The sequence below is a fragment of the Pseudomonadales bacterium genome, assembly GCA_024234165.1.
Taxonomy (GTDB): Bacteria; Pseudomonadota; Gammaproteobacteria; order Pseudomonadales; family UBA5518; genus UBA5518.
In genome coordinates this window covers 1293050-1313994 of sequence record JACKOP010000001.1, presented here as the reverse complement: position 1 = coordinate 1313994, position 20945 = coordinate 1293050, and the positions used below count along the sequence as shown (strand labels likewise).

At 63.9% G+C, this 20945-nt stretch carries 17 protein-coding genes and 2 pseudogenes; 16 read left to right on the top strand and 3 right to left on the bottom strand.

Translation table 11 applies throughout. From position 1 onward, the window contains the following. Positions 1 to 26: 26 nt before the first annotated feature. The 11 genes from tehB to H7A12_05565 are packed head-to-tail and all read left to right on the top strand — an operon-like array spanning position 27 to position 10377. On the top strand, positions 27 to 617 hold the full coding sequence (gene tehB / locus H7A12_05615; GenBank protein MCP5320291.1) for a tellurite resistance methyltransferase TehB: 591 nt from the start codon (positions 27 to 29) through the stop codon (positions 615 to 617). 23 nt (positions 618 to 640) lie between these two features. Further along, a complete protein-coding gene (locus tag H7A12_05610; protein MCP5320290.1) occupies positions 641 to 1417 on the top strand; it encodes an SDR family oxidoreductase in 777 nt (258 codons plus the stop codon). Positions 1418 to 1471: 54 nt separating this feature from the next. Further along, positions 1472 to 2386, top strand: a complete 915-nt coding sequence (locus tag H7A12_05605) for an SdiA-regulated domain-containing protein (protein ID MCP5320289.1) — start codon at positions 1472 to 1474, stop codon at positions 2384 to 2386. 22 nt (positions 2387 to 2408) lie between these two features. Then, positions 2409 to 3167, top strand: coding sequence for an SDR family oxidoreductase (locus tag H7A12_05600; GenBank protein MCP5320288.1), 759 nt, complete (start codon positions 2409 to 2411; stop codon positions 3165 to 3167). An 11-nt stretch (positions 3168 to 3178) separates the two neighbouring features. Beyond that, positions 3179 to 4657, top strand: coding sequence for an aldehyde dehydrogenase family protein (locus H7A12_05595; GenBank protein ID MCP5320287.1), 1479 nt, complete (start codon positions 3179 to 3181; stop codon positions 4655 to 4657). 4 nt (positions 4658 to 4661) lie between these two features. Next, entirely contained in the window at positions 4662 to 5411 is a 750-nt protein-coding gene (locus H7A12_05590) for an SDR family NAD(P)-dependent oxidoreductase (protein MCP5320286.1), read from the top strand. A 28-nt stretch (positions 5412 to 5439) separates the two neighbouring features. Further along, entirely contained in the window at positions 5440 to 5811 is a 372-nt protein-coding gene (locus H7A12_05585; protein MCP5320285.1) for a carboxymuconolactone decarboxylase family protein, read from the top strand. Positions 5812 to 5854: 43 nt separating this feature from the next. Then, positions 5855 to 6703 (top strand): NAD(P)-dependent oxidoreductase, encoded by an 849-nt coding sequence (locus tag H7A12_05580; GenBank protein ID MCP5320284.1) that lies wholly within the window; start codon positions 5855 to 5857, stop codon positions 6701 to 6703. 58 nt (positions 6704 to 6761) lie between these two features. Beyond that, positions 6762 to 9194, top strand: coding sequence for an SAM-dependent DNA methyltransferase (locus H7A12_05575; protein MCP5320283.1), 2433 nt, complete (start codon positions 6762 to 6764; stop codon positions 9192 to 9194). Continuing rightward, complete coding sequence (locus tag H7A12_05570; GenBank protein MCP5320282.1) at positions 9185 to 10198, top strand: DUF1016 domain-containing protein; 1014 nt, start codon at positions 9185 to 9187, stop codon at positions 10196 to 10198. Before H7A12_05575 ends, H7A12_05570 begins: the two co-directional genes overlap by 10 nt. Further along, positions 10195 to 10377, top strand: coding sequence for a hypothetical protein (locus H7A12_05565; GenBank protein ID MCP5320281.1), 183 nt, complete (start codon positions 10195 to 10197; stop codon positions 10375 to 10377). The genes H7A12_05570 and H7A12_05565 overlap by 4 nt, the downstream gene beginning before the upstream one ends. 204 nt (positions 10378 to 10581) lie before the next feature. On the opposite strand, the pseudogene H7A12_05560 reads toward H7A12_05565, so the two are convergent. Next, positions 10582 to 12232, bottom strand: a pseudogene (locus H7A12_05560) (IS1634 family transposase). A 59-nt stretch (positions 12233 to 12291) separates the two neighbouring features. Continuing rightward, positions 12292 to 12615 (bottom strand): hypothetical protein, encoded by a 324-nt coding sequence (locus tag H7A12_05555; protein MCP5320280.1) that lies wholly within the window; start codon positions 12613 to 12615, stop codon positions 12292 to 12294. A gap of 1123 nt (positions 12616 to 13738) precedes the next feature. On the opposite strand from H7A12_05555, the pseudogene H7A12_05550 reads away from it, so the two are divergent. From H7A12_05550 to H7A12_05530, 5 genes and pseudogenes are all read left to right on the top strand, one after another. Further along, positions 13739 to 13906 (top strand): annotated as a pseudogene (locus H7A12_05550) (restriction endonuclease subunit S). A gap of 174 nt (positions 13907 to 14080) precedes the next feature. Beyond that, a complete protein-coding gene (locus tag H7A12_05545) occupies positions 14081 to 15241 on the top strand; it encodes a Fic family protein (GenBank protein MCP5320279.1) in 1161 nt (386 codons plus the stop codon). Further along, positions 15238 to 16314, top strand: a complete 1077-nt coding sequence (locus tag H7A12_05540; GenBank protein ID MCP5320278.1) for a putative DNA binding domain-containing protein — start codon at positions 15238 to 15240, stop codon at positions 16312 to 16314. Before H7A12_05545 ends, H7A12_05540 begins: the two co-directional genes overlap by 4 nt. A gap of 84 nt (positions 16315 to 16398) precedes the next feature. Then, the gene (locus tag H7A12_05535) at positions 16399 to 19515 is read left to right on the top strand and encodes a type I restriction endonuclease subunit R (protein MCP5320277.1); all 3117 of its coding nucleotides are present in this window, start codon (positions 16399 to 16401) and stop codon (positions 19513 to 19515) included. Beyond that, positions 19512 to 20228, top strand: coding sequence for a M48 family metallopeptidase (locus H7A12_05530; GenBank protein MCP5320276.1), 717 nt, complete (start codon positions 19512 to 19514; stop codon positions 20226 to 20228). The genes H7A12_05535 and H7A12_05530 overlap by 4 nt, the downstream gene beginning before the upstream one ends. A 10-nt stretch (positions 20229 to 20238) precedes the next feature. On the opposite strand, the gene H7A12_05525 is transcribed toward H7A12_05530, so the two are convergent. Continuing rightward, the gene (locus H7A12_05525) at positions 20239 to 20940 is read right to left on the bottom strand and encodes an alpha/beta hydrolase (GenBank protein ID MCP5320275.1); all 702 of its coding nucleotides are present in this window, start codon (positions 20938 to 20940) and stop codon (positions 20239 to 20241) included. Positions 20941 to 20945: the final 5 nt, after the last annotated feature.

Below are 20945 nucleotides of genomic sequence, written 5' to 3'. Positions count from 1 at the left end.
TCCTGCACCTGACAGAAAGGACGGACATGAGCGCAGTGACACCGGAATCGCAGGATCTGAACGCCCGCTACGGGCTGAACCCGCCGCACAGCGAAGTGGTGCGGGCGTGCCGGGTCGTCGAACCCGGCAAGGTGCTCGACATGGGTTGCGGTGGCGGGCGCAATGCCCTGTATCTGAGTCGGCTTGGCTTCGATGTGACCGCCGTCGACATCAATCCGAACGCCATCGGCATGCTGCAGTCGATCATCGGGCAGGAAGGAATCACCACTATCGACGCCCGTCGCCATGACCTCAACCAGGCGAACCTGGGCGAGGTCTACGACTTCATCGCCTGTACCGTCACGCTGATGTTTCTTGATCCCGCACGCGTCGATGCCGTGATCGCCGACATGCAGCACTGCACACGCCCGGGGGGCTACAACCTGGTCGTCGCTGCGATGGATACCGACGCGTACCCTTGCCCGATGAGCTTTCCGTTCACCCTCGGCCCGGGAGAGTTGGGTGCAGCCTATGCGGGCTGGGAACGGCTCGAATACAACGAAGACGTCGGCACCATGCATAACGGTGCGCGGCTGCAGTTCGCGACCTTGCTGGCGCGCAAGCCCCAGTCAGCCTGATACCAGGACGAAGGAGAGCCGACATGACGATCGACCTGAACGACAAGGTGAGCGTGATCACTGCTGCGGGCAACGGCATCGGGCGAGCCAGCGCGCTGGAGTTCGCGCGCCTCGGTGCGAAGGTGGTTGCCAGCGATATCGATCTCACCGCGGTGGAGGCAACGGTGCGTGCGATTCACGCCGCCGGCGGCAAGGCCATCGCGCTGCGCACCGATGTGACCGACGAGAAGCAGGTCGACGCGTTGATCGAGGCTGCGATCGCCACCTACGGAAGGCTGGATATCCTGTTCAACAACGCCGGCGGTGCGCAGCCGAAGCCGACGCTGGATGTGTCGGGCGCTGATTTCCGCAACACAGTCGCACTCAACCTGTTCTCGATGTACTACGGCATCCACGCCGCACTGCCGGTCATGGTGAAGCAGCGCTCGGGCGTGATCCTGTCGACCACGTCGGGAGCCGGGCTGGGTGCAGTGCCGGGGCTTGCTGCCTACGGTGCAGCAAAGGCCGGCATGATCTCGATGACCCGCAGCATTGCGGTCGAGTTCGGTCAGTACGGGATTCGCGCCAACGTCATCTCGCCCGGTTCGATGGACACCATCGGGCTTCGGCAGTGGCTCGACACGCTTCCAGGCGGCGACGCGGACTACTTCGCGCAGATTCCATCGGGCCGGCTCGGCAGGGCCGAGGACATTGCCCGCGCGGCGGCGTTCCTGGTGAGCGACTATTCCGATTACATCAATGGCGTCACGGTGCCGGTCGACGGCGGTACTGCAGCACTGCTTGCGAGTCCCCGCGTATGAGGCCGTGATGGCACGGCGATTTCATACGGTCCGTGGCAGCGCTGACTCTGCCGCATGCTGAGAGTCGGCACTGGATCGAGGAAGTGGCTGTTCTTCGTCGTGCTGCCGAGCCTGGTGGTGTTGCTGTGGCATTCGGGTTGGGTGTGCCGCGCAATGGGTCTGGCGTCCGGACCTGGGGGCGACAAGCCGTCCGCCGCACCAGGTATCGGCCTCTCGTCGTATCGCGTCACGATCGAGGCACGATCGATCGACGGTCTGCAACGGAATGTCTCTGGCCTGACGTACAACGCCGCCACCGGAACGCTGTTCGCCGCGATCAATCGCCCATCGGCAGTTGCCGAACTGTCGACCGAAGGGCAGTTGCTGCGCCACATTCCATTGCCGGAACTGGGCGATCCCGAGGGCATCACTCACATTGCAGGTGAGCTGTTCCTGGTCTCGGACGAATCCGACAACGAGCTTCACTGGCTGCGGATCCGGTCGGGCGTGCAGACAGCGGAGATCGTGGCTTTCGCACGGCTCCCGTCCGATTTCGAGCACCGTGACAACCTGGGTTTCGAGGGGGTGTCGTGGGACGAAGCGAGTGGTGAACTTCTGGTCGTGAATGAAAAGCGGCCGCGCCGCGTGCTGATGGTGCATGGGCTGCAGCCGGCAGGTGTACCGTCGTCCGCGATCGAAGTCATCGAATGGAGTCCGCGATCCTGGCTGGGCCTGTTCGGGCGGGATCTTGCGTCGGTGACCACCCACGGTCCGAGCGGGAACCTGCTGATCCTCAGTGAAGAGTCTGCGATCATGGCGGAGTATTCGCGCGGCGGCGAACTGCTTGGTGTGATGCCGTTGTGGTGCGGGCTGCACGGCCTGAAACGAACAGTACCCCAGGCAGAAGGGATCGCCCTGGGGCCCGACGGTGCCATCTACATCGTTTCCGAGCCGAACCTGTTCTATGTTTTCCGCAACCGAACCAATTGAGCAAGGATCAGGAGCAAGTCGCATGAGCTTTCCCGGTATCCGCGACAAGGTCGCGATCGTCACGGGCGCGGGCGGTGGCATCGGTCTGGCGTACGCGCAGGCACTCGCCGCAGCCGGCGCGAAGGTGGTGATCGCGGAGGTCGATCGCAGCAAGGGCGAAGCCGCGGCCGAAGCGATCCGCGCCACGGGAGGCGATGCCGTTTTCGTGTACACCGACGTCGGCAGTGAGGAATCCACGCGTGCACTCCCGCCGCGAGTGTGCGAAGTCTTTGGCGGCATCGACTTCCTGGTGAACAACGCGGCGCTGTTCGGCGACATGAAGCAGGAGTCGCTGCTCGACGTGGACTGGAGCTACTACCAGTCGTTCATGAACGTGAACCTGAATGGCGCGTTGCTGTGTACGCGCGCCTGCGTGCCGGCGATGCGCACGCGTGGTGGTGGCGCCATCGTGAACCAGTCGTCGACGGCAGCGTGGATGGGGGTAGGCTACTACGGTCTGTCGAAGCTGGCGATCAACGGTCTCACGCAGTGCCTTGCGCGCGAACTCGGACCGCAGCGCATCCGCGTGAATGCGATCGCGCCGGGACCGACCGACACCGAGGCGCTCGCGAAGCAGGTGCCGCAAGCGTACCGCGCGCAGATGGTCGCGCAGTTGCCGCTGGCGCGGCTCGGCACACCGCAGGACATGGCGCAGGCCTGCCTGTTCCTGCTGTCGGACGCGGCGAGCTGGATCACCGGTCACGTGCTCGGCGTGGACGGCGGACACATCTTTCGCCCCTGAACGGAGTTCCCATGCCGCTGCCCGAACTTGCTGCGGAAACCCGCCTCTTCATCGACGGTGAGCTCAGGGAGGCAGCGCACGGTGCGCGCTTCGACAACCTGAATCCTGCCACCGAAGAAGTGCTGGGCAGTGCTGCCGACGGCAGTGCTGCCGATATGGATGCGGCCGTTGCCGCGGCACGACGCGCCTTCGACGGGACGGACTGGGCGCGCGATCATGCGCTGCGCGCACGCTGCCTGCGCCAGCTTCACGCAGGGCTGCTTGCCGGGAAGGAGCAACTGCGCGCGATCGTGGTGCGCGAGGCCGGGTCGCCGGTTTCGCTGAGCGGTTTCATGCAGGTCGACAATCCGATCGACATGCTCGCGTACTGGGCCGACATGGCCGAGCGCCACGAGTACGAGCGTGCGATGGACGATATCGCCCCGCTGGGGCAGCCGGTGCGCCGGCTGCTGCGACATGAACCGATCGGTGTCGTCGGCGCGATCACGCCGTGGAACGTGCCGCTGCTGCTGAACCTCACGAAGATTGCGCATGCGTTCGCGGCCGGGTGCACGGTCGTGCTGAAGCCCGCGCCCGATACGCCCTGGTCGGCAACACACCTCGGGCGCATCGTGCGCGAGCACACCGAACTGCCGCCCGGCGTGCTGAATATCGTCACGTCGTCGGATCCTCTGGTCGGCGAAGCACTGGTGCGCGATGCGCGCGTCGACATGGTGAACTTCACCGGCTCCACGGCCACGGGGCGTCGCGTGATGGCGTGCGCAGCGGATACCCTGAAGAAGGTCTTTCTGGAGCTCGGTGGCAAGAGTGCTGCGATCGTGCTCGACGATGCGAATCTCGAGCAGGTGCTGCCGGCTGCGGCCTCGACCTGCCTGCACGGTGGCCAGGGGTGTGCGATCACCACGCGCTGGCTGGTGCCGCGGGCACGCTGCGCAGAAGCCATCGAGATCATGCGGGCGGCCTTCGCCGCCTGGCGTTACGGTGATCCCGAAGACCCTGCGAACCTGCAAGGGCCGCAGATTTCGCGCCGCCAGCAGGAGCGCGTGCTGGCCTGCATCGAACGCGGTCGTGCGGAGGGCGCCAGGGTGATCGTCGGTGGCGGGCGTCCGCCGCGACGCGGATTCTTCGTCGAGCCGACGCTGTTCGCCGACGTCGACCCGCGCGCGACGATCGCGCAGGAGGAAATCTTCGGCCCCGTCTGCTGCGTGATCGCGTATGACGACGACGAGCACGCGATACGCATCGCGAACGACTCGATCTACGGACTGTCCGGCGCGGTGTTCTCGGCAGACGAGTCGCGTGCGCTCGGCGTGGCGCGACGCATCCGCACCGGCACGGTTGCCGTCAACGGCGGGCAGTGGTTCCACGTCGATACGCCTTTCGGTGGCTACAAGCAGAGCGGGCTGGGCCGCGAAAACGGCCGGCTGGGTTTCGAGGAACATATGGAGACCAAGGTGATCGCGCTGCCCGGCCAGACCGGGGGTGGATGATCCGATGCGTAGCGCAGCAATCACCGGGGCTTCGTCGGGAATAGGTGCCGCGCTTGCGGTCGAACTCGGCGCACGGGGCTGGCGACTGGCGCTTGGCGCCCGCCGTGTGGAGCGTCTCGAGGAGGTGGCAGCAGCCGTTCGCGAGGCAGGAGGCCAGGCGGTCGCACTCGCGCTCGACGTGACGGATACGCGCTCGATCGACGCCTTCTGGCGTGGTGCGGAGCAGGCGTTCGGCCAGGTCGACGCGCTGGTCAGCAACGCCGGCCGTGCCACGCTCGGAGCGCTCGTCGATTGTTCCGACGCGGACCTTGCCGCCGACGTCACCGTCAACCTGCTCGCTCACCTCTGGATGGCAAGGCGCGCACTGCCGAAAATGATCGAGCGCCGTGCGGGTGACCTGGTGTTCATCGGCTCCGACGTCGCCGTGCGCCCCAAACCTGAAATGGCAGCCTACACGGCGAGCAAGGCCGGGCTGGAAGCACTTGCGCGTTCGCTCGCGATGGAGACCCACGACTTCGGCATCCGCACGCTGGTGGCGCGGCTCGGTGCAACGGTCTCCGAATTCGGTGCCGATCTTTCCGACGAGCGCCGGGCGGCTGCGGTGGCACTGTGGCAGCGCTGGGGCCTGCACCTGACGCTGGACGTGGTGGCCACACAGCGCGCGGCGAAGAGCATTGCCGATGCGCTGTCGATTCCTGCCGGCGAAGGCGGCATGGCGCTGTTCGAGCTGCTGCCAACCCCCACACCCCGTTGATGCCGCCCGAGCGGCAAGGAGCAGAGCGATGAGCGATCCGAAGCGGCGCGAAGCCGGAGCAGCGATGATGCGCAAGGTCTATGGAGACGTGGTGCCGGTGCCGCCGGAAGGCAGCGGTGCCTTCGCCGACACGATGCTCGAGCAACTGTTCGGCGAGGTATGGACCCGCGAACAGCTTTCGCTGCGCGACAGACGCCTGCTCACGATGGGCGTGATCGCCGCGCTGGGCGAGAAGGCCACCTGGGGCGTGCAGGTGCGCGCAGCGCTCGCGAACGGCGAGTTCACGGTGGAACAGATACGCGAGATGCTCATCCACCTGGTGCAGTACGTCGGTTACCCGCGTGGCAGCGGCCTGCTGCGCGTGACCGAGGAAGCGATCGCCGCCGCGGCGGGCAAGTAGCCTTGTGCAAGCGGATCAACCCACGCAGACAGGGAAGCACGCAATGAAGATTGCATTCATCGGACTCGGGAGCATGGGCGCACCGCTCGCGCGCCTGATCGCCCGCGCCGGGCACGAACTCGGCGTCTACGACAGCCATGCGCCGGCGGGCGAAGCATTCCGGGACATCGCTGCGGTTGCCGGTTCGCCGGCCGACGCAGCACGGGGCGCCGAGGTCGTCTGCGTGTGCGTCCGGGACGACCGGCAGGTCGAAGACGTGGTGTCTGGCAGGAACGGACTCGCCGGCACGCTCGCACCGGGCGCGCTGCTGCTGGTCCACAGCACGATTCGTATCGACACCGTGCAGCGCATCGGCGCCGCGCTGGCAGCGCAGGGCGTCGCGCTCGTCGACGCGCCGGTCTCGCGCACCCGGCGCAGCGACGACGCACCGTTCGTGTTCACGATGCTGGGCGGGGAATCACGCGACGTCGAGCGGGCACGCGCGGTGGTCGAATCGTTTTCCACCGACGTCGAGCACATGGGGCCGTCCGGTGCCGGCATGGCCACCAAGATCGCGAACAACCTGGTGACGTGGACGCATATCGTCGTTGCGGCGCAGGCCAATGCGCTCGCCGCAAGCCAGGGCGTGCCTTATGAGCGCTTCAAGCGCCTGCTGACCGCGAACGGCAACCTGACGCCGACCGTTGCGGCACTCATGGACGGAATGCACGCGGCAACTGCCGCAGCCAACCCGCAGCGCGCCGCCTTCCTCGCCAGCCAGGCCGGCATTGGCGAGAAGGATCTGGAGCTCGCGATCGAGTGCAGCCGCGCGCTCGGCCTCGACGTCGCCATGATCGAAAGGACGCGCGATCGGGTGCGCCCGGCGATGACGGGGCAGCTTCCGAAGACCTGAACGTGTTCGCCGGATCGGCTCCGGCGCGCGCGGCTTACCACAGCGGATCAACTCACTCATGGCCATCAAGAAATCCGACATCTACTCCTCCCTCTGGGCTTCCTGCGATGAGCTGCGCGGCGGCATGGACGCCAGCCAGTACAAGGACTACGTCCTGTTCATGCTGTTCATCAAGTACATCAGCGACAAGTATGGCGCGAGCAGCGACTTCGCCCCGCCGGTCACGATCCCGAAGGGCGCGAGCTTCAGGGACATGGTCGCGCTCAAGGGCAAGAGCGATATCGGCGACCGGATCAACACGCAGATCATCCAGCCGCTGATCGACGCGAACGCGCGGCTCGCCCGCAGCGACTTTCCAGACTTCAACGATCCGAACAAGCTCGGCGACGGCAAGGAGATGGTCGAGCGGCTGAGCAACCTCGTCGGCATCTTCCAGAAACCCGAACTCGACTTCTCGCAGAACCGCGCCGAGCACGACGACATACTCGGCGACGCCTACGAGTACCTGATGCGCCACTTCGCCACCGAGAGTGGCAAGAGCAAGGGCCAGTTCTACACGCCGTCCGAAGTCAGCCGCGTGATCGCGCAGGTGATCGGCATCTCGCCCGCGAACACCAAGGCCGCGACCACTGCCTATGACCCGACCTGCGGCTCCGGTTCGCTGCTGCTCAAGGTCGCCGCGCAGGCGGGCAGGCAGATCACGCTCGAAGGGCAGGAAAAGGACGTGACCACGGCGGGCCTTGCTCGCATGAACATGATCCTGCACGACTTCCCCACCGCCAACATCCTCTCGGGCAACACGCTGGCCGCGCCCAAGTTCAAGGATGGCGAGAACCTTCGCACCTACGACTACGTCGTCGCCAATCCGCCCTTCTCCGACAAGACCTGGAGCACCGGTCTCAACGTCGCGAACGACCCCTTCCAGCGCTTCGCCTGGGGCGCACCGCCGGCCAAGCAGGGCGACTATGCCTACCTGCTGCACATCATCCGGTCGATGAAGAGCAGCGGCAAAGCAGCCTGCATCCTGCCGCACGGCGTGCTCTTTCGCGGCAACGCAGAAAGCGTGATCCGCCAGCAGCTCGTGCGCTCGGGCATCCTCAAGGGAATCATCGGCCTGCCGGCCAACCTCTTCTACGGCACCGGCATTCCCGCGTGCATCGTCGTGCTCGACAAGGAGAACGCCGCCGCGCGCAAGGGCGTGTTCCTGATCGACGCCAGCAAGGGCTTCATCAAGGACGGGCCCAAGAACCGGCTGCGCGAGCAGGACATCCACCGCATCGTGGACACCTTCACCCGGCAGGCGGACGTGCCGCGCTTTGCCCGCATGGTGCGCTTCGATGAAATCGCAGACCCGAAGAACGACTTCAACCTCAACCTGCCGCGCTACATCGACACCACCGAGCCCGAGGATCTGCAGGACATCGACGGGCATCTGCGCGGCGGCATTCCGGAGCGGGACATCGATGCGCTCGCTGCGTACTGGCAGGTGCTGCCGAAGCTGCGCACGGTGTTGTTCGAATCGGCAGGGCGGCCCGGCTACACCAGGCTGCGGCTGCCGGTGTCCGAGGTGCGCCCGACGATCTTCGATCATCCTGAATTCGCGGCGTACAACCGCGCGGTGAGCCAGCGGTTCGAAAGCTGGCGCGCGTCCGCAACGAAGCAGCTCAGGGCCTTCGGCAAGGACGGTCACCCCAAGGCACTGATCGAGCGCATCGCCGAAGACCTGCTCGCCGCCTTCAGCGAGGCGCCGCTGCTCGACGCCTACGACGTCTATCAGCACCTAATGGACTACTGGGCTTCAGTCATGCAGGACGACGCGTATCTCATCGCGGCCGACGGCTGGGTGGCAAAAACATCCCGGATTCTCGTGACCGACAAGAAGGGCAAGACCAAGGACAGGGGCTGGAGCTGCGAGCTGATCCCCAGGCCATACATCGTCGCGCGCTACTTCGCCAAGGAGCAGGCGGCCGTGGATACCGCGCAGGCAGAACTCGAGTCCACCACCGTGAGCCTCGCCGAGCTGGAGGAGGAACACGGCGGCGAGGAAGGTTTCCTCGGTGCGCTCGACAAGATCGCCAAACCCGAAGTCAGCGTCCGGCTCAAGGAGATCAAGGGCCTCATGGCGAAGGATCCGGACGCGAAGGACGAGGCGATCGTGCTCAAGCGCTGGCTGGAGCTGTCCGAGAGCGAGACCACGCTCAAGCGCTCAGTGAAGGAACGGGAGGCCGCGCTCGACGATCTCGCCTGCGGGAAGTACCCCACGCTCAGCGAAGCGGAGATCAAAACGCTGGTGGTGGACGACAAGTGGATGGCGCAACTCTCGGTCGCCGTGCAGGGGGAACTTGAGCGCGTCTCGCAGACCCTGACCTCCCGCATTCGCGAACTGGCCGAACGCTATGCGACGCCGCTGCCGCAGCTCACCGAAGAAGTAGCGACGCTCGCCGCCCGTGTTGAAGAGCACCTGAAACGCATGGGGGCCACATGGAACTGACCCGCACCGACGGCTACCAGCAGCTGCTGGAACAGATTTCGGATGCCTATACCCAGGGGCGGGTTCGGGCGGTGCAGGCGGTCAACACCCAATTGATCGAGACCTACTGGCAGGTCGGGCAACATATCGTCGAATACGAACAGGCCGGCAACCTCCGCGCCGAGTATGGCAAGGCGCTGATCAACAAATTGGCCATCGATCTCGGTCTGCGCCACGGCAAGGGCTTCAGCCGCAGCAATCTGGTGTACATGCGTTTGCTCTACCAGAGGTATCCAATAAGTCAGAAGCCTTCTCACCAATTGAGCTGGTCGCATTATGTCGAGCTGCTCAAGCTCGACGATGAACTGGAGCGCAGCTTCTACGAAAAACAGGCCATTGCCGAACGCTGGTCGGTGCCCGAACTCAAGCGCCAGAAGGCGTCGTCGTTATTCCTGCGCCTGGCCGCCAGCAAGGACAAGGCCGGCATCCTGCAACTGGCGGCAGAGGGGCAGATCGTCGAGCAGCCTGTCGACCTCTTGCGTGAACCCTACGTGTTCGAGTTTCTGAAGATTCCCGAGCCATATCATATATCGGAAACCCGGCTCGAAACCCTGCTTTGCGACCACCTTCAGCCATTCCTGCTGGAACTCGGCAAAGGCTTCACTTTTGTCGGCCGGCAATACCGGGTGACGATCAACAACCGCCATTACAAGGTCGATCTGGTGTTCTACCACCGCATCCTGCGCTGCTTTGTGCTCATCGACCTGAAGCTGGGCGACGTGCAGCACGATGACATCGGCCAGATGAACCTCTATCTTGGCTACTTCGCCAACGAAGAAAATGCCGAAGGTGACCATCCGCCCATCGGCATCATCCTGAGCCGCCACAAGGATGAACTGCTGGTGGAATACGCCACCTACGGCATGAACAGCCAGCTCTTCGTGCAGAAATACCAGCTCTACCTTCCCGACCGCGAGACTCTGCGCCGCGAGCTGGAACTGAGTCTGCGCGAGGCCCAGCCGTGAGGGAGATGCAAGCCGCCGTACAGCGCGAACTCGATCGCGTGACGCAGACGCTGACCGGGCGCATCGGCGAACTGGCCGAGCGCTATGCGACGCCGCTGCCGCAGCTTGTGGACGAGGTTGCGGCGCTGGCGGCGAAGGTGGACGGGCACCTTGCGAAGATGGGGGCGTCGTGGGAGTGAGGCCGGGGTACAAGCAGATGGAGGTGGGAGTCATTCCACAAGAGTGGGAAGTGAAGTCGCTCAGTCAGATCTCGCCGCAACAGTGCGTCGGCCTTGTTATTAACCCTTCGACGTACTTCGACAAGGCAGGCACCGTACCCCCAAGTTCCGCAGTTGGATTTGTAAGCTGTTGATTGTATTGATACGAATGGGGCAAAAATGCCACTACACGGCGTTGTCGGCGACGGGCAGTGGGAGCTTGAGTGCTTCGAACAGTTCGATCTGCTGGGGTTGCAGGCGCCCGATACCTGTGACGGATTTGCCATCGATCTGGATGCGATGTTGCTGGATCTGGCGCAGCAGGGCGAGGGACCTGCGAGGTGAAAGCGGATGTCCCGCCGCCTTGAGCTTTTGCCGCATGATCCGATGAATCACCAGGGCGAGGAAGCAGATCAGCGCATGGGCGCGGATACGCTCAGGCAGGCGGTGATGTACGGGAGCGATTTCGATGTCGCTCTTGAGTACCCGAAAGCCACGTTCGATGTCGGCCAGTGCCTTGTAGCGGGCGATGACCTCATCGGCGGCGAGTGCGGTGTTGGTGACCAGCAGCAGCTTGCCATCGAGGCGCTCGGCGTTGGCCAGCGCGGCCTCGTCGCGGTGGAAACTGAAGCGCTCCGCCGCCAGGTCTGCCTTGAGGATACGGCTGAGCCCTGCTTCGCTGACTGCCTCGCAGAAACGCAGATACGCCCTGCGGTCGGTGGACTTGCGCCCGCGCAGCGGCTGGCCTGCGTCCGCCTCGTCGAGGCGCCTCGCCATGCGCTCGCCTTCGGCCTCGATGGACGCGATCAGGGCGCGGCGCCGGGCGCTTTGCTCCGCCGCGCGACCGGAGTCGTGCGCGACGACCAGGCGCCGCCCCTGCCACGTGGACTCGCCGACACCCGCATCGAGTGGCATGTTGGTCGCCAACTCGCCAAAGTCCGCGTAACGCCGTGCCGGCACGGCGAGAATGTACTCCACCGCCCGCCAGTCGCGGTACGTAGCGCCTCTACCGCGTCCGGTTGTCGAGGCTCAGCAGGCCACGATCCGCCACCAGCACCACCCGCTCGATCCGATAGCGCGCAATGGCCTTCTCGATGGCGGGCAGCAACGTGGACACTTCGCCGACATTGCCCGCATGGACTTCATGCGCGATCGGCAGCCCCTCGGCGGTCTGGATCACACCGAGCACGAACTGGCGGGCAATGCCCCCGGTGTCCTTGTTGAGCCCGAAGGCACGCACATCGTCTGCCACCGTGCCGTCCCCCTGGATGCGCACCGTGGTGAGGTCGTAGAACACCACCGACAGCGATTGATCGAGCAGCGGGCGCAGCTGCTCCGCAACGACGGCCTCGACCGCATCGATATGCTCCATCAACGCATCCATCGCCCGCAGCAGCTGGTCGTGCGTGACCGTCTCCGGCGCATCGGGCAGGCTGACCGTCTCCAGCCAGCGCAGGACGCCGAGCTTCGAGGTGGGCTCGCACAGGCGGTTGAAGACCATCGCGCGCACCAGCGCGGGCGCGTCGAACCGGCGACGCGTGGAACGTAGCGCACGACGCAATGCGCGATCCAATCCCAGTTCCTGCCACAGGCCATGCAGGGCAAACAGATCGCCAAAGGCCCTGGCTGTTTCGAAGGCCACCCGAGGCGTGGAGGTGGATCGTCCGAGAGCGCGTTGCAGCCCATCGATCAGCGGATCAAGGTCTTTGGAAGAGAGTTTGTCGAGTCGCCCGAAATTGGCGATGACACGCTGACGTGGCTGGCCTTCCTCGTTGCGGTAGGACTCGACCAGTTGCAGGTAGGCTCGGCCGCCAGATCGTGAGATGCGCGTGAACATGCAACTACGTTATACGTATCGTATCCATTAATCAATGGGTGAAACAAAAACACGTGTGACTACATGATCTCCTGGGAAAATGAGGAAATCCACCCATAACTGATTGACTTGTAGTGCCTGCCACCCTGCCGAAATGGCCGTTTTGCAATCTGAAGTGCTGAAGTTGGGCTGGCTGTGTCGAAGGCCACCCGAGGCGTGGAGGTGAATCGTCCGAGAGCGCGTTGCAGCCCATCGATCAGTGGGTCGAGGTCTTTGGAAGAGAGTTTGTCGAGTCGCCCGAAATTGGCGATGACACGCTGACGTGGCTGGCCTTCCTCGTTGCGGTAGGACTCGACCAGTTGCAGGTAGGCTCGGCCGCCAGATCGTGAGATGCGCGTGAACATGCAACTACGTTATACGTATCGTATCCATTAATCAATGGGTGAAACAAAAACACGTGTGACTACATGATCTCCTGGGAAAATGAGGAGATCCACCCATAACTGATTGATTTGTAGTGCCTGCCACCCTGCCGAAATGGCCGTTTTGCAATCTGAAGTGCTGAAGTTGGGCGTACCGATCTTGGTCGGATCGAACATTTCTGAAAACCATATTGAGTGGGCGGCTTCCAATCGCATCACTATTGCGAGCAATGAACTACTGACTGCATCACAACTAGCGGCCGGCGACTTGGTCATGGTCCGTGTAGGCGAACCGGGCGTGGCAGCAGTTGTACCGCCCGAGCTAGATGGCTGCAATTGCGCTTCGATGATGATTGTTCGGCAGGGCCCGTCGTTCGATTCGCAGTGGCTGTGTCACGCGATGAATTCGAAACACGGTAGGCGGCAAGTAGCGCACGTTCAATACGGAACCGCACAGAAGCAGTTCAACATCAGTGACGCTATCGATTTTCTCTATCCCTTTCCTTCCCTCCCCGAACAACGCGCCATCGCGACAGCATTGAACGATGTGGATGCGCTGCTGGGCGGGCTGGACCGGCTCATCGCCAAGAAGCGCGACTTCAAGCAAGCCGCCATGCAGCAACTCCTCACCGGCCAGACCCGCCTGCCCGGGTTCAGTGGGGAGTGGGAGATGAAACGGTTGGGGGACCACGTGACGTTCCTCCGAAATGGTGTGAACTCCCGAGCTGAACTTCTGCCAGAGGGGCGGGTGAGATACCTCCACTACGGCGACATTCACGCAAGCACGGACTCGTTCCTTTCGCCGCGGGCACTTCCAAGCCTGCCGGAAGCAAAGGCTGCACAGCTCGACCGGTTGCGTGATGGCGATGTTATTTTCGCTGACGCATCGGAGGACATCGCCGGAGTCTGCAAGTCGGTCGAACTACGCGGCGTTCACGACACCGAGGTCGTCTCCGGACTGCACACGATTGCGGCGAGATTCGACAAGACCGTAATTGCCGATGGCTTCAAAGGCTTTCTTCAATACTGCCCTTCGTTTGCAACGCATCTTCGGCGCTTGGCTGCAGGGACGAAGGTCTATGCCACGAACAGAGCGCATATCGCGAGCGTCGAGATGCGACTACCCTCAGTTGTCGAGCAAACTGCCATCGCCACCGTCCTCTCCGATATGGACGCCGAACTCGCCGCCCTCGAAGCCCGCCGCGACAAGACCCGCGACCTCAAGCAGGCGATGATGCAGGAGCTGCTCACCGGGAGGACGCGGCTGGTCTGAGGCGGCGGCTGATCGCCTGCCCGAGCTGCGTCGGACTTTCATCGGGCGGCCAAGATACCCTGGCGATCATTTGAAGATAATTGCACCACGCCTAATCATTAACCAATTGAATTGGCTATTGAAATCGTATTAAATTCAAGATAACTACTGACTTTGTTGCAGATAATCGCCACCATGCCCGCATTCCGTCACCACGATCTGGCGCTGCTCAATCCGGCGTTCGACTCGCCGCTGGTGGACGTTCTGACCGAACTCGAGCACCTCCGCCGCTTGCAACTGCAAGGCACGACGCCGGGGCCGGTCTTCTTCCAGCTGAAGAGCATCTTCCACATGCTGGAAAGCCTGGGTTCGGCCCGCGTCGAGGGCAACCACACGACCCTCGCCGACTACGTCGAAAGCAAGCTGGAAGGCACGTCGTCCGCCGTTGCCGACCCGTTGCGGGAGATCGGAAACATCGAAGCCGCGATGGCGCACATCGATCAGACCCTGCACTCCGGCGACGCACTCACCGAACACTTCATTCGTGAATTGCACGCCCTCACTGTGCGGCAACTGGAGCGCGAGGGGGATGCCACGCCGGGCGCTTACCGCAAGACGCCGGTGAGGATCGCCGGGTCCGGGCACCTGCCCCCCGAGTTCATCCAGGTGCCGCAGTACATGGCCGAGCTCACGGCTTTCATCAACCACGGGCACCGCCCGAAGTACGATCTCATCAAGGTCGCGCTGGCACACCATCGCTTCGGCTGGATCCACCCCTTCAGCAACGGCAACGGTCGCGTGGTCCGGCTGCTGACCTATGCCTTGTTGATCAAGTACGGCTTCAACGTGCAGGCCGGCGGGCGCGTGTTGAATCCAACGGCTGTGTTCTGCAATGACCGCGACCGGTATTACGCCATGCTGGCGAACGCCGACACCGGCACGCCAGAGGCGCTCGAAGAATGGTGCATCTATGTGCTGCAGGGCATCCTGGAAGAACTGCGCAAGGTCGATCGGCTGACGGATTTCGCCTGGCTGAACGAGCGGATCCTCGCGCCCGCTCTTGCTCATGCGAAGGAGCGCCAGCTCATCACGGATCTGGAGGAGGCCGTGTTGCGGATTGCCGCCCGCAAGGGCGTGACGAAGGCGGTCGATCTGGCGCCGGCCATGCGCGGCCTGTCTTCGGCCCAGCGTACCTATCAGATCCGGAAACTGGTGGAACGGAAAATGCTGCAGCCGATCAGCCCGGGAGCGCGGCAGTACACCATCGGCTTCAGCAACAACGTCCTGATGCGCGGCATCATCCAGGCACTGTCTGCTGAAGGCTTCATTCCGGCACCGCTGGGCAGCACCTCATGAGCGAGAGCCAGCACACCGAATGGAAGGAATCCTGGCGCGACGACTGGCTGCGCTGGGTCTCGGGCTTCGCCAATGCCGAAGGCGGTGTGCTGGTCATCGGGCGTAACGACGAGGGCAAGGCGGTCGGTGTGGCGGATGCGGAAAGGCTGCTGGTCGAGTTGCCGAACAAGATTCGCGACCTGCTCGGCGTGGTGGCCGAAGTGAACCTGCGCCGCGTGCGCGGCCGGGACACGATCGAGATCATCACGCCGGCCTATCCCAACCCGATCAGCTATCGCGGCCACTACTACCAGCGCAGCGGCAGCACGCTTCAGGAACTGAAGGGTGCGGTGCTGGACCGCTTCCTGCTGCGTTGCTACGGGCGCACCTGGGATGGTTCGCCGCTGCCTGGGGTTGCACCTGCCGACCTCTCATCGGCGGCGATCAAGGTCTTTCGCGATCTCGCCGCGCGCAGCGGCCGGCTGGATGCAGCGGCGCTTGCTGAAACCGATGCCCGGCTGCTCGACAAGCTCAAGCTCAGCGAAGGCCGCTACCTCAAGCGCGCAGCAGTACTGCTGTTCCACCCGGACCCTCTGCGTTTCATCACCGGCGCCTTCGTCAAGCTCGGCTTCTTCCGCACCGAAAGCGATCTGGTCTACCACGACGAGATCGTCGGCGATCTCTTCACGCAGTCACGTCAGACGCAGGAACTGCTATTCACCAAGTACCTCAAGGCGGCGGTGGGCTACGAGGGCAGCCTGCGCGTTGAGCGCTTTCCCGTGCCACGCGAGGCCATGCGCGAGGCGGATGCCGGGGAAGTCACCGACCCAGTCACCGACCCAGTCACCGACCCAGTCGATCAGGTGCTGGCGTTGCTGGCCACCGAAGCCCTCGCACCCTCGGTAATCCAGCTACGTCTTGGTTTGAAGCACCGTCCGACATTTCGAGCGAACTATCTGCATCCGGCGCTGCGCCAGGGCTTGATCGAAATGACGATTCCGGACAAACCGACTAGTCGTTTGCAGACCTACCGGATCACGGCAGCCGGGAGCGAACGCCTCGCCGTCACGCGTGCTGCGAGGAAGCTAAGGTGAGAGTCCACCCGGCAATCAGCCGTTCGCCAAACCGGCAATTGGACGCTCGCGTAACAGGCAATCGGGCGGAGGGATAACCGGCAAATGGACGCCCGCTCGGAACGCCGCACCCAGAACCGCGTCGTCGCGCTGTTCACGCGCTCCTCACCCGACGGAGGTCTCGGCTACCACTACCTCGGCAACTGGAACACACGCGACGGGAACCGTCCCATCGAGACGACGCTGCTGCGCGAGAACCTGATGACGCGCGGCTACTCGCCCGCGCACATCGCCGCTGCGCTGCAGAAGCTGGAGACGGCTGCCGACGCCACCGGCATCACGCTCTATCAGGCAAACCTGCGCACCTACCAGCTGCTGCGCTACGGCGTGCCGGTACAGGTGGCAGCGGGAGCCGCGCACGAGACGGTGCACCTGATCGACTGGGAGCACCCGGAGCGCAACGACTTCGCGCTCGCCGAGGAGGTAACGATCAAAGGCGGTTACCAGCGGCGGCCCGACATCGTGCTCTACCTCAATGGCATTGCCGTGGTGGTGATCGAGCTCAAGCGCAGCTCGGTGGAAGTCGCCGACGGCATGCGCCAGCTCATCACCAATCAGGAAGAGATCTTCAACAAGGGTTTCTTCAGCACTGTGCAACTCCTGCTGGCCGGCAGCGATTCTCAAGGCTTGCGCTATGGCACGACCGGTACGCCGGAGCAGTTCTTCGTTGAATGGAAGAACGAGAACCCGCCCGCAGCGGGCGCACTGCCGGCGCCCGGGGCGCTGCTCGACCGGCCGCTGGTGCAGCTTTGCAACAAGGCGCGCCTGCTGGATCTCATCCGCCACTTCATCCTCTTCGACGCGGGGCTGAAGAAGGTGCCGCGCCCGCACCAGTTCTTCGGCGCGAAGGCCGCGCAGGAGCGCATCGCGAAGCACGAAGGCGGCGTCATCTGGCACACCCAGGGCAGCGGCAAGAGCATCCTGATGGTGCTGATCGCAAAGTGGCTGCTGGAGCACGACCCGGATGCCCGCATCCTCGTCGTCACCGATCGCGACGAACTGGACAAGCAGATCGAGGGAGTGATGAAGAGCGCAGGCCTCATCGGCGAGAATTCGCCCTCGCCGCGCATCACCTCGCGGCGCGAACTCGTCGAGAAGCTCACCGCCGCGACGCCGCGTCTCCTGTGCGCGCTCGTCCACAAGTTTGATCCGACTGATCTCAACGGCCCGCCGCCGCCCGTGCAGGGACGCTTCTATGTCTTCGTCGATGAGTGCCATCGCACCCAGGGCGGCGACATGAACCGGCAGATGAAGCGCTGGCTGGAGAGCGCCATCTTCGTCGGTTTCACCGGCACGCCGCTCTTGCGCCGTGACAAGCCGATGACGCGCGATGTCTTCGGTACCTACATCCACACCTACAAGTTCCACGAGGGCGTGGCCGACGGCGTCATCCTCGATCTCAAATACGAAGCGCGCGACGTGCCACAGCAGCTGACGTCGCAGGCCGCCATCGACAACTGGTTCGAGCACAAGACGCGCAACCTGAACGACTTCCAGAAAGCCGTCCTGCGCAAGCGCTGGGCGACGATGGAAGAGCTGATGAGCGCGGGCGAGCGCAAGCAGCGGATCATCGCCAGCATCATCGAGGACTTCGCCCTCAAGCTGCGGCTCAACAACGACCGCGGCACGGCGATTCTGGTGGTGGCCTCGATCTACGACGCCTGCCACTACTACCGCCTGTTCCTGAACACACCCTTCGGCGCGTACTGCGGGATCGTCACGTCCTACGAGCCGAACCACAACGCCATCTCGCGCGAGCCGGCCAACAGCGATGAGCGCTACAAGTTCGACACCTACACGCAGCACGTGTTGCAGGCCGCGCAGACAACCAAACAGTACGAGGACGATATCAAGCGCCGCTTCATCGAAGAGCCGGCCAACCTGAAGCTGCTGATCGTGGTCAGCAAGCTACTTACCGGCTTCGATGCGCCGAGCTGCACCTATATCTATCTGGACAACGAGCTGCACGACCACAACCTGTTCCAGGCCATCTGCCGCACCAACCGCCTCGATGGCGCCGACAAGGACTACGGGCACATCGTGGATTTCAAGGAGCTGTTCGGTGACGTGCAGGAAGCCATCGCGGTCTACAGCTCGGATGAACTCGATATCGACGAGGGAGGCGAGGAAGGCAATAACGTCTACGTGAAGGACTGGCTCGTCGAAGGCAGGAAGAAGCTCGACGAGGCGCGCGAGGCGCTGCGCTATCTGTGCGAGCCGGTACGGCCGCCGCGCGAGGTAGAGCAGTACCTGCATTACTTCTGCGGCAACGCCGCCAACGCCGATGCGCTGAACGAAACCGAGCCGTTGCGGGTGGCGTACTACAAGGCCGTCGCGGTGTTTGCGCGCGCCTGGTCCGGGTTGGCGCAGAACCTCACCGATGCGGGCTACACCGACGCCGAGGTGAATGCGTTGCGTAAGGAAGTGGAATTCCACACCGACATCCGCGCCGCCATCAAGAAGCACTCGGGTGAAGAGCTGGACATCAAACCTTACGAGGCGGACATGCGCCATCTCATCAACACCTACATCCAGGCCGATGCCGCAGCGGGACTGGGCCAGCTCGGGGACCTCTCGTTGACGGAGCTCATCATCGAGACCGGCATCCACGACGCCATTGCCCGCAAGCTGAACGAGAAGGGCAAGCTCTCACGCAACGCGATCGCCGAAGGCATCATCAACAACGTTCGCAAGACCATCATCCGCGAACAGCTCACCGATCCGCGCTTCTACGAACAGATGTCGCTCTTGCTGGACGATCTCATCCAGCAGAGCCGCGCGGATACCGCGGCCTACGAGGAATTCCTGCAGAAGGCCGAAGCGCTGGTCAGGCGATTGGCAGCCAAGCACCCGGAAGCCGGCATTCCAGCGGCGTTGCACGGCAGGCATGAAGCCACGGTGATCTACAACAACTTGCCGCGGATTCTGGCGACCGCCGCGCCGAACGCCGTTGCCGAGCCAGACCCCACAGCGGACGACAAGCGGTTGAAGCTAGCGCTCGATATCGATCGCACGATGCGCGAGCAGGCACCGGCGGACTGGAAGGGCGATCAGGCGCGCGAAGCACAGGTGTTGAACGCACTGTTCCCGCTCCTCGATCGCAACCGCGAGGCGACGCTGGCCGTCTTCGATCTCGTCAAGCACCAGCCAGGTTACGGATGAGCGAGACGATCCGGCTCGGCGGAATTGCCATCGCCGTCACGCGCAAGGACATCAAGCATGTCCATCTCTCGGTGCATCCGCCGAAGGGGCGGGTCACGCTGGTCGCCCCGGTCGGCACGCGCCTGGAGGTGGCCCGCGCCTACGCGGTCTCCAAACTAGGCTGGATCCGGGATCAGCAGGCGCGGCTGCGCGCGCAGGCGCGCGAGACACCGCGCCGGTTCGTCACGCGCGAGAGCCACTACGTCTGGGGCAAGCGCCATTTGTTATGCGTGATCGAGCGCGAGCAGAAGCCGTCCGTGACGATGGATCACCGACGCGTCACGCTCAGCGTTCGACCCGGCAGCGATCAGGCGAAGCGGGAGGCGGTGATGCATGACTGGCACAAGCGCTTGCTGCATGAGGTTGTGCCCCCACTCATCCGCAAGTGGGAGCCGCGCCTCGAGGTCAAGGTTGCCGCGTACTTCCTTCAGCGCATGAAGACCAGGTGGGGGAGCTGCAACCACAGAGCACGCCACATCCGGCTGAACACCGAACTCGTGAAAAAGCCCAGGGATCTGCTGGAGTACGTGGTTGTGCACGAGATGGTGCACCTGATCGAGTCAACCCACAGCGAGCGCTTCGTGGCGCTGCTGAACGAGCACTATCCGGCATGGCGCGAAGCACGCATGGAGCTGAACGAGTTGCCTTTGGGCGCGGTGGTGTCGTGGGCGTAGCGTCTGGCAATCAGCCGATGCAAATCAGTTCGGCCAGGGTCCTGGCCAGCAGCACCGGTTGCGAGTTCATCACCATATGCCCCGCCTCGAGCGTTCGCCTCGTGACGCCGGCGCCGAGCGCAGGCAGCATCGCCTCGACCAGTGACGGTGGTACCGGAACGTCCTCTGTGCAATCGATGTAGACGCGGTGTGCGTGCAACGGCAGGCCGCGCACCCGGGCGTTCAGCAGTGCCGAGGTGTCATCGACCAGGCGCGCGCGTACCGACGCCCATTGCGCCTCGTCGAGGTCGTTGGCAAACAGGGTCTTGCTGATTTCCTCCGGCATCCTGCTCAGCCTGCCGTCCGGCATGTCGGATCCGGTGGTGAGGCGAGCTGCGGTGGTGTGCGCAGTGGGCACCAGCGCCGCCAGATAGATCACCGACAGCACGCGATCGGGATGACACATCGCTGTCTCGGTGATGGTGACCCCGCCGAGGGAATGGCCGACGAGCGCCATCCGCCTGAAGCCGGCACGGTCTGCTGCGTCGATCACGGCGGCAACGCAGTCGGCGAGCGTGACCGTGGCCAGATCGGCAGGGTTGCTGCCACGCCCGGGCAGATCGACGGCAACGGCGGGGAAATCGAGCAGCGGCATCACTTCATCCCAGATGTCGGCGGCGCAGGTGCCGCCGTGCACCAGGACTACGCCGTCGACGGCGGGTGCTGTCGCCATGACCG

Bases quoted from the DNA above. Each gene is read 5' to 3' on its own strand.
- tehB (MCP5320291.1), top strand. From the start codon at position 27: ATGAGCGCAGTGACACCGGAATCGCAGGATCTGAACGCCCGCTACGGG.
- H7A12_05610 (MCP5320290.1), top strand. From the start codon at position 641: ATGACGATCGACCTGAACGACAAGGTGAGCGTGATCACTGCTGCGGGC.
- H7A12_05605 (MCP5320289.1), top strand. From the start codon at position 1,472: ATGCTGAGAGTCGGCACTGGATCGAGGAAGTGGCTGTTCTTCGTCGTG.
- H7A12_05600 (MCP5320288.1), top strand. From the start codon at position 2,409: ATGAGCTTTCCCGGTATCCGCGACAAGGTCGCGATCGTCACGGGCGCG.
- H7A12_05595 (MCP5320287.1), top strand. From the start codon at position 3,179: ATGCCGCTGCCCGAACTTGCTGCGGAAACCCGCCTCTTCATCGACGGT.
- H7A12_05590 (MCP5320286.1), top strand. From the start codon at position 4,662: ATGCGTAGCGCAGCAATCACCGGGGCTTCGTCGGGAATAGGTGCCGCG.
- H7A12_05585 (MCP5320285.1), top strand. From the start codon at position 5,440: ATGAGCGATCCGAAGCGGCGCGAAGCCGGAGCAGCGATGATGCGCAAG.
- H7A12_05580 (MCP5320284.1), top strand. From the start codon at position 5,855: ATGAAGATTGCATTCATCGGACTCGGGAGCATGGGCGCACCGCTCGCG.
- H7A12_05575 (MCP5320283.1), top strand. From the start codon at position 6,762: ATGGCCATCAAGAAATCCGACATCTACTCCTCCCTCTGGGCTTCCTGC.
- H7A12_05570 (MCP5320282.1), top strand. From the start codon at position 9,185: ATGGAACTGACCCGCACCGACGGCTACCAGCAGCTGCTGGAACAGATT.
- H7A12_05555 (MCP5320280.1), bottom strand. From the start codon at position 12,615: ATGTTCACGCGCATCTCACGATCTGGCGGCCGAGCCTACCTGCAACTG.
- H7A12_05545 (MCP5320279.1), top strand. From the start codon at position 14,081: ATGCCCGCATTCCGTCACCACGATCTGGCGCTGCTCAATCCGGCGTTC.
- H7A12_05540 (MCP5320278.1), top strand. From the start codon at position 15,238: ATGAGCGAGAGCCAGCACACCGAATGGAAGGAATCCTGGCGCGACGAC.
- H7A12_05535 (MCP5320277.1), top strand. From the start codon at position 16,399: ATGGACGCCCGCTCGGAACGCCGCACCCAGAACCGCGTCGTCGCGCTG.
- H7A12_05530 (MCP5320276.1), top strand. From the start codon at position 19,512: ATGAGCGAGACGATCCGGCTCGGCGGAATTGCCATCGCCGTCACGCGC.
- H7A12_05525 (MCP5320275.1), bottom strand. From the start codon at position 20,940: ATGGCGACAGCACCCGCCGTCGACGGCGTAGTCCTGGTGCACGGCGGC.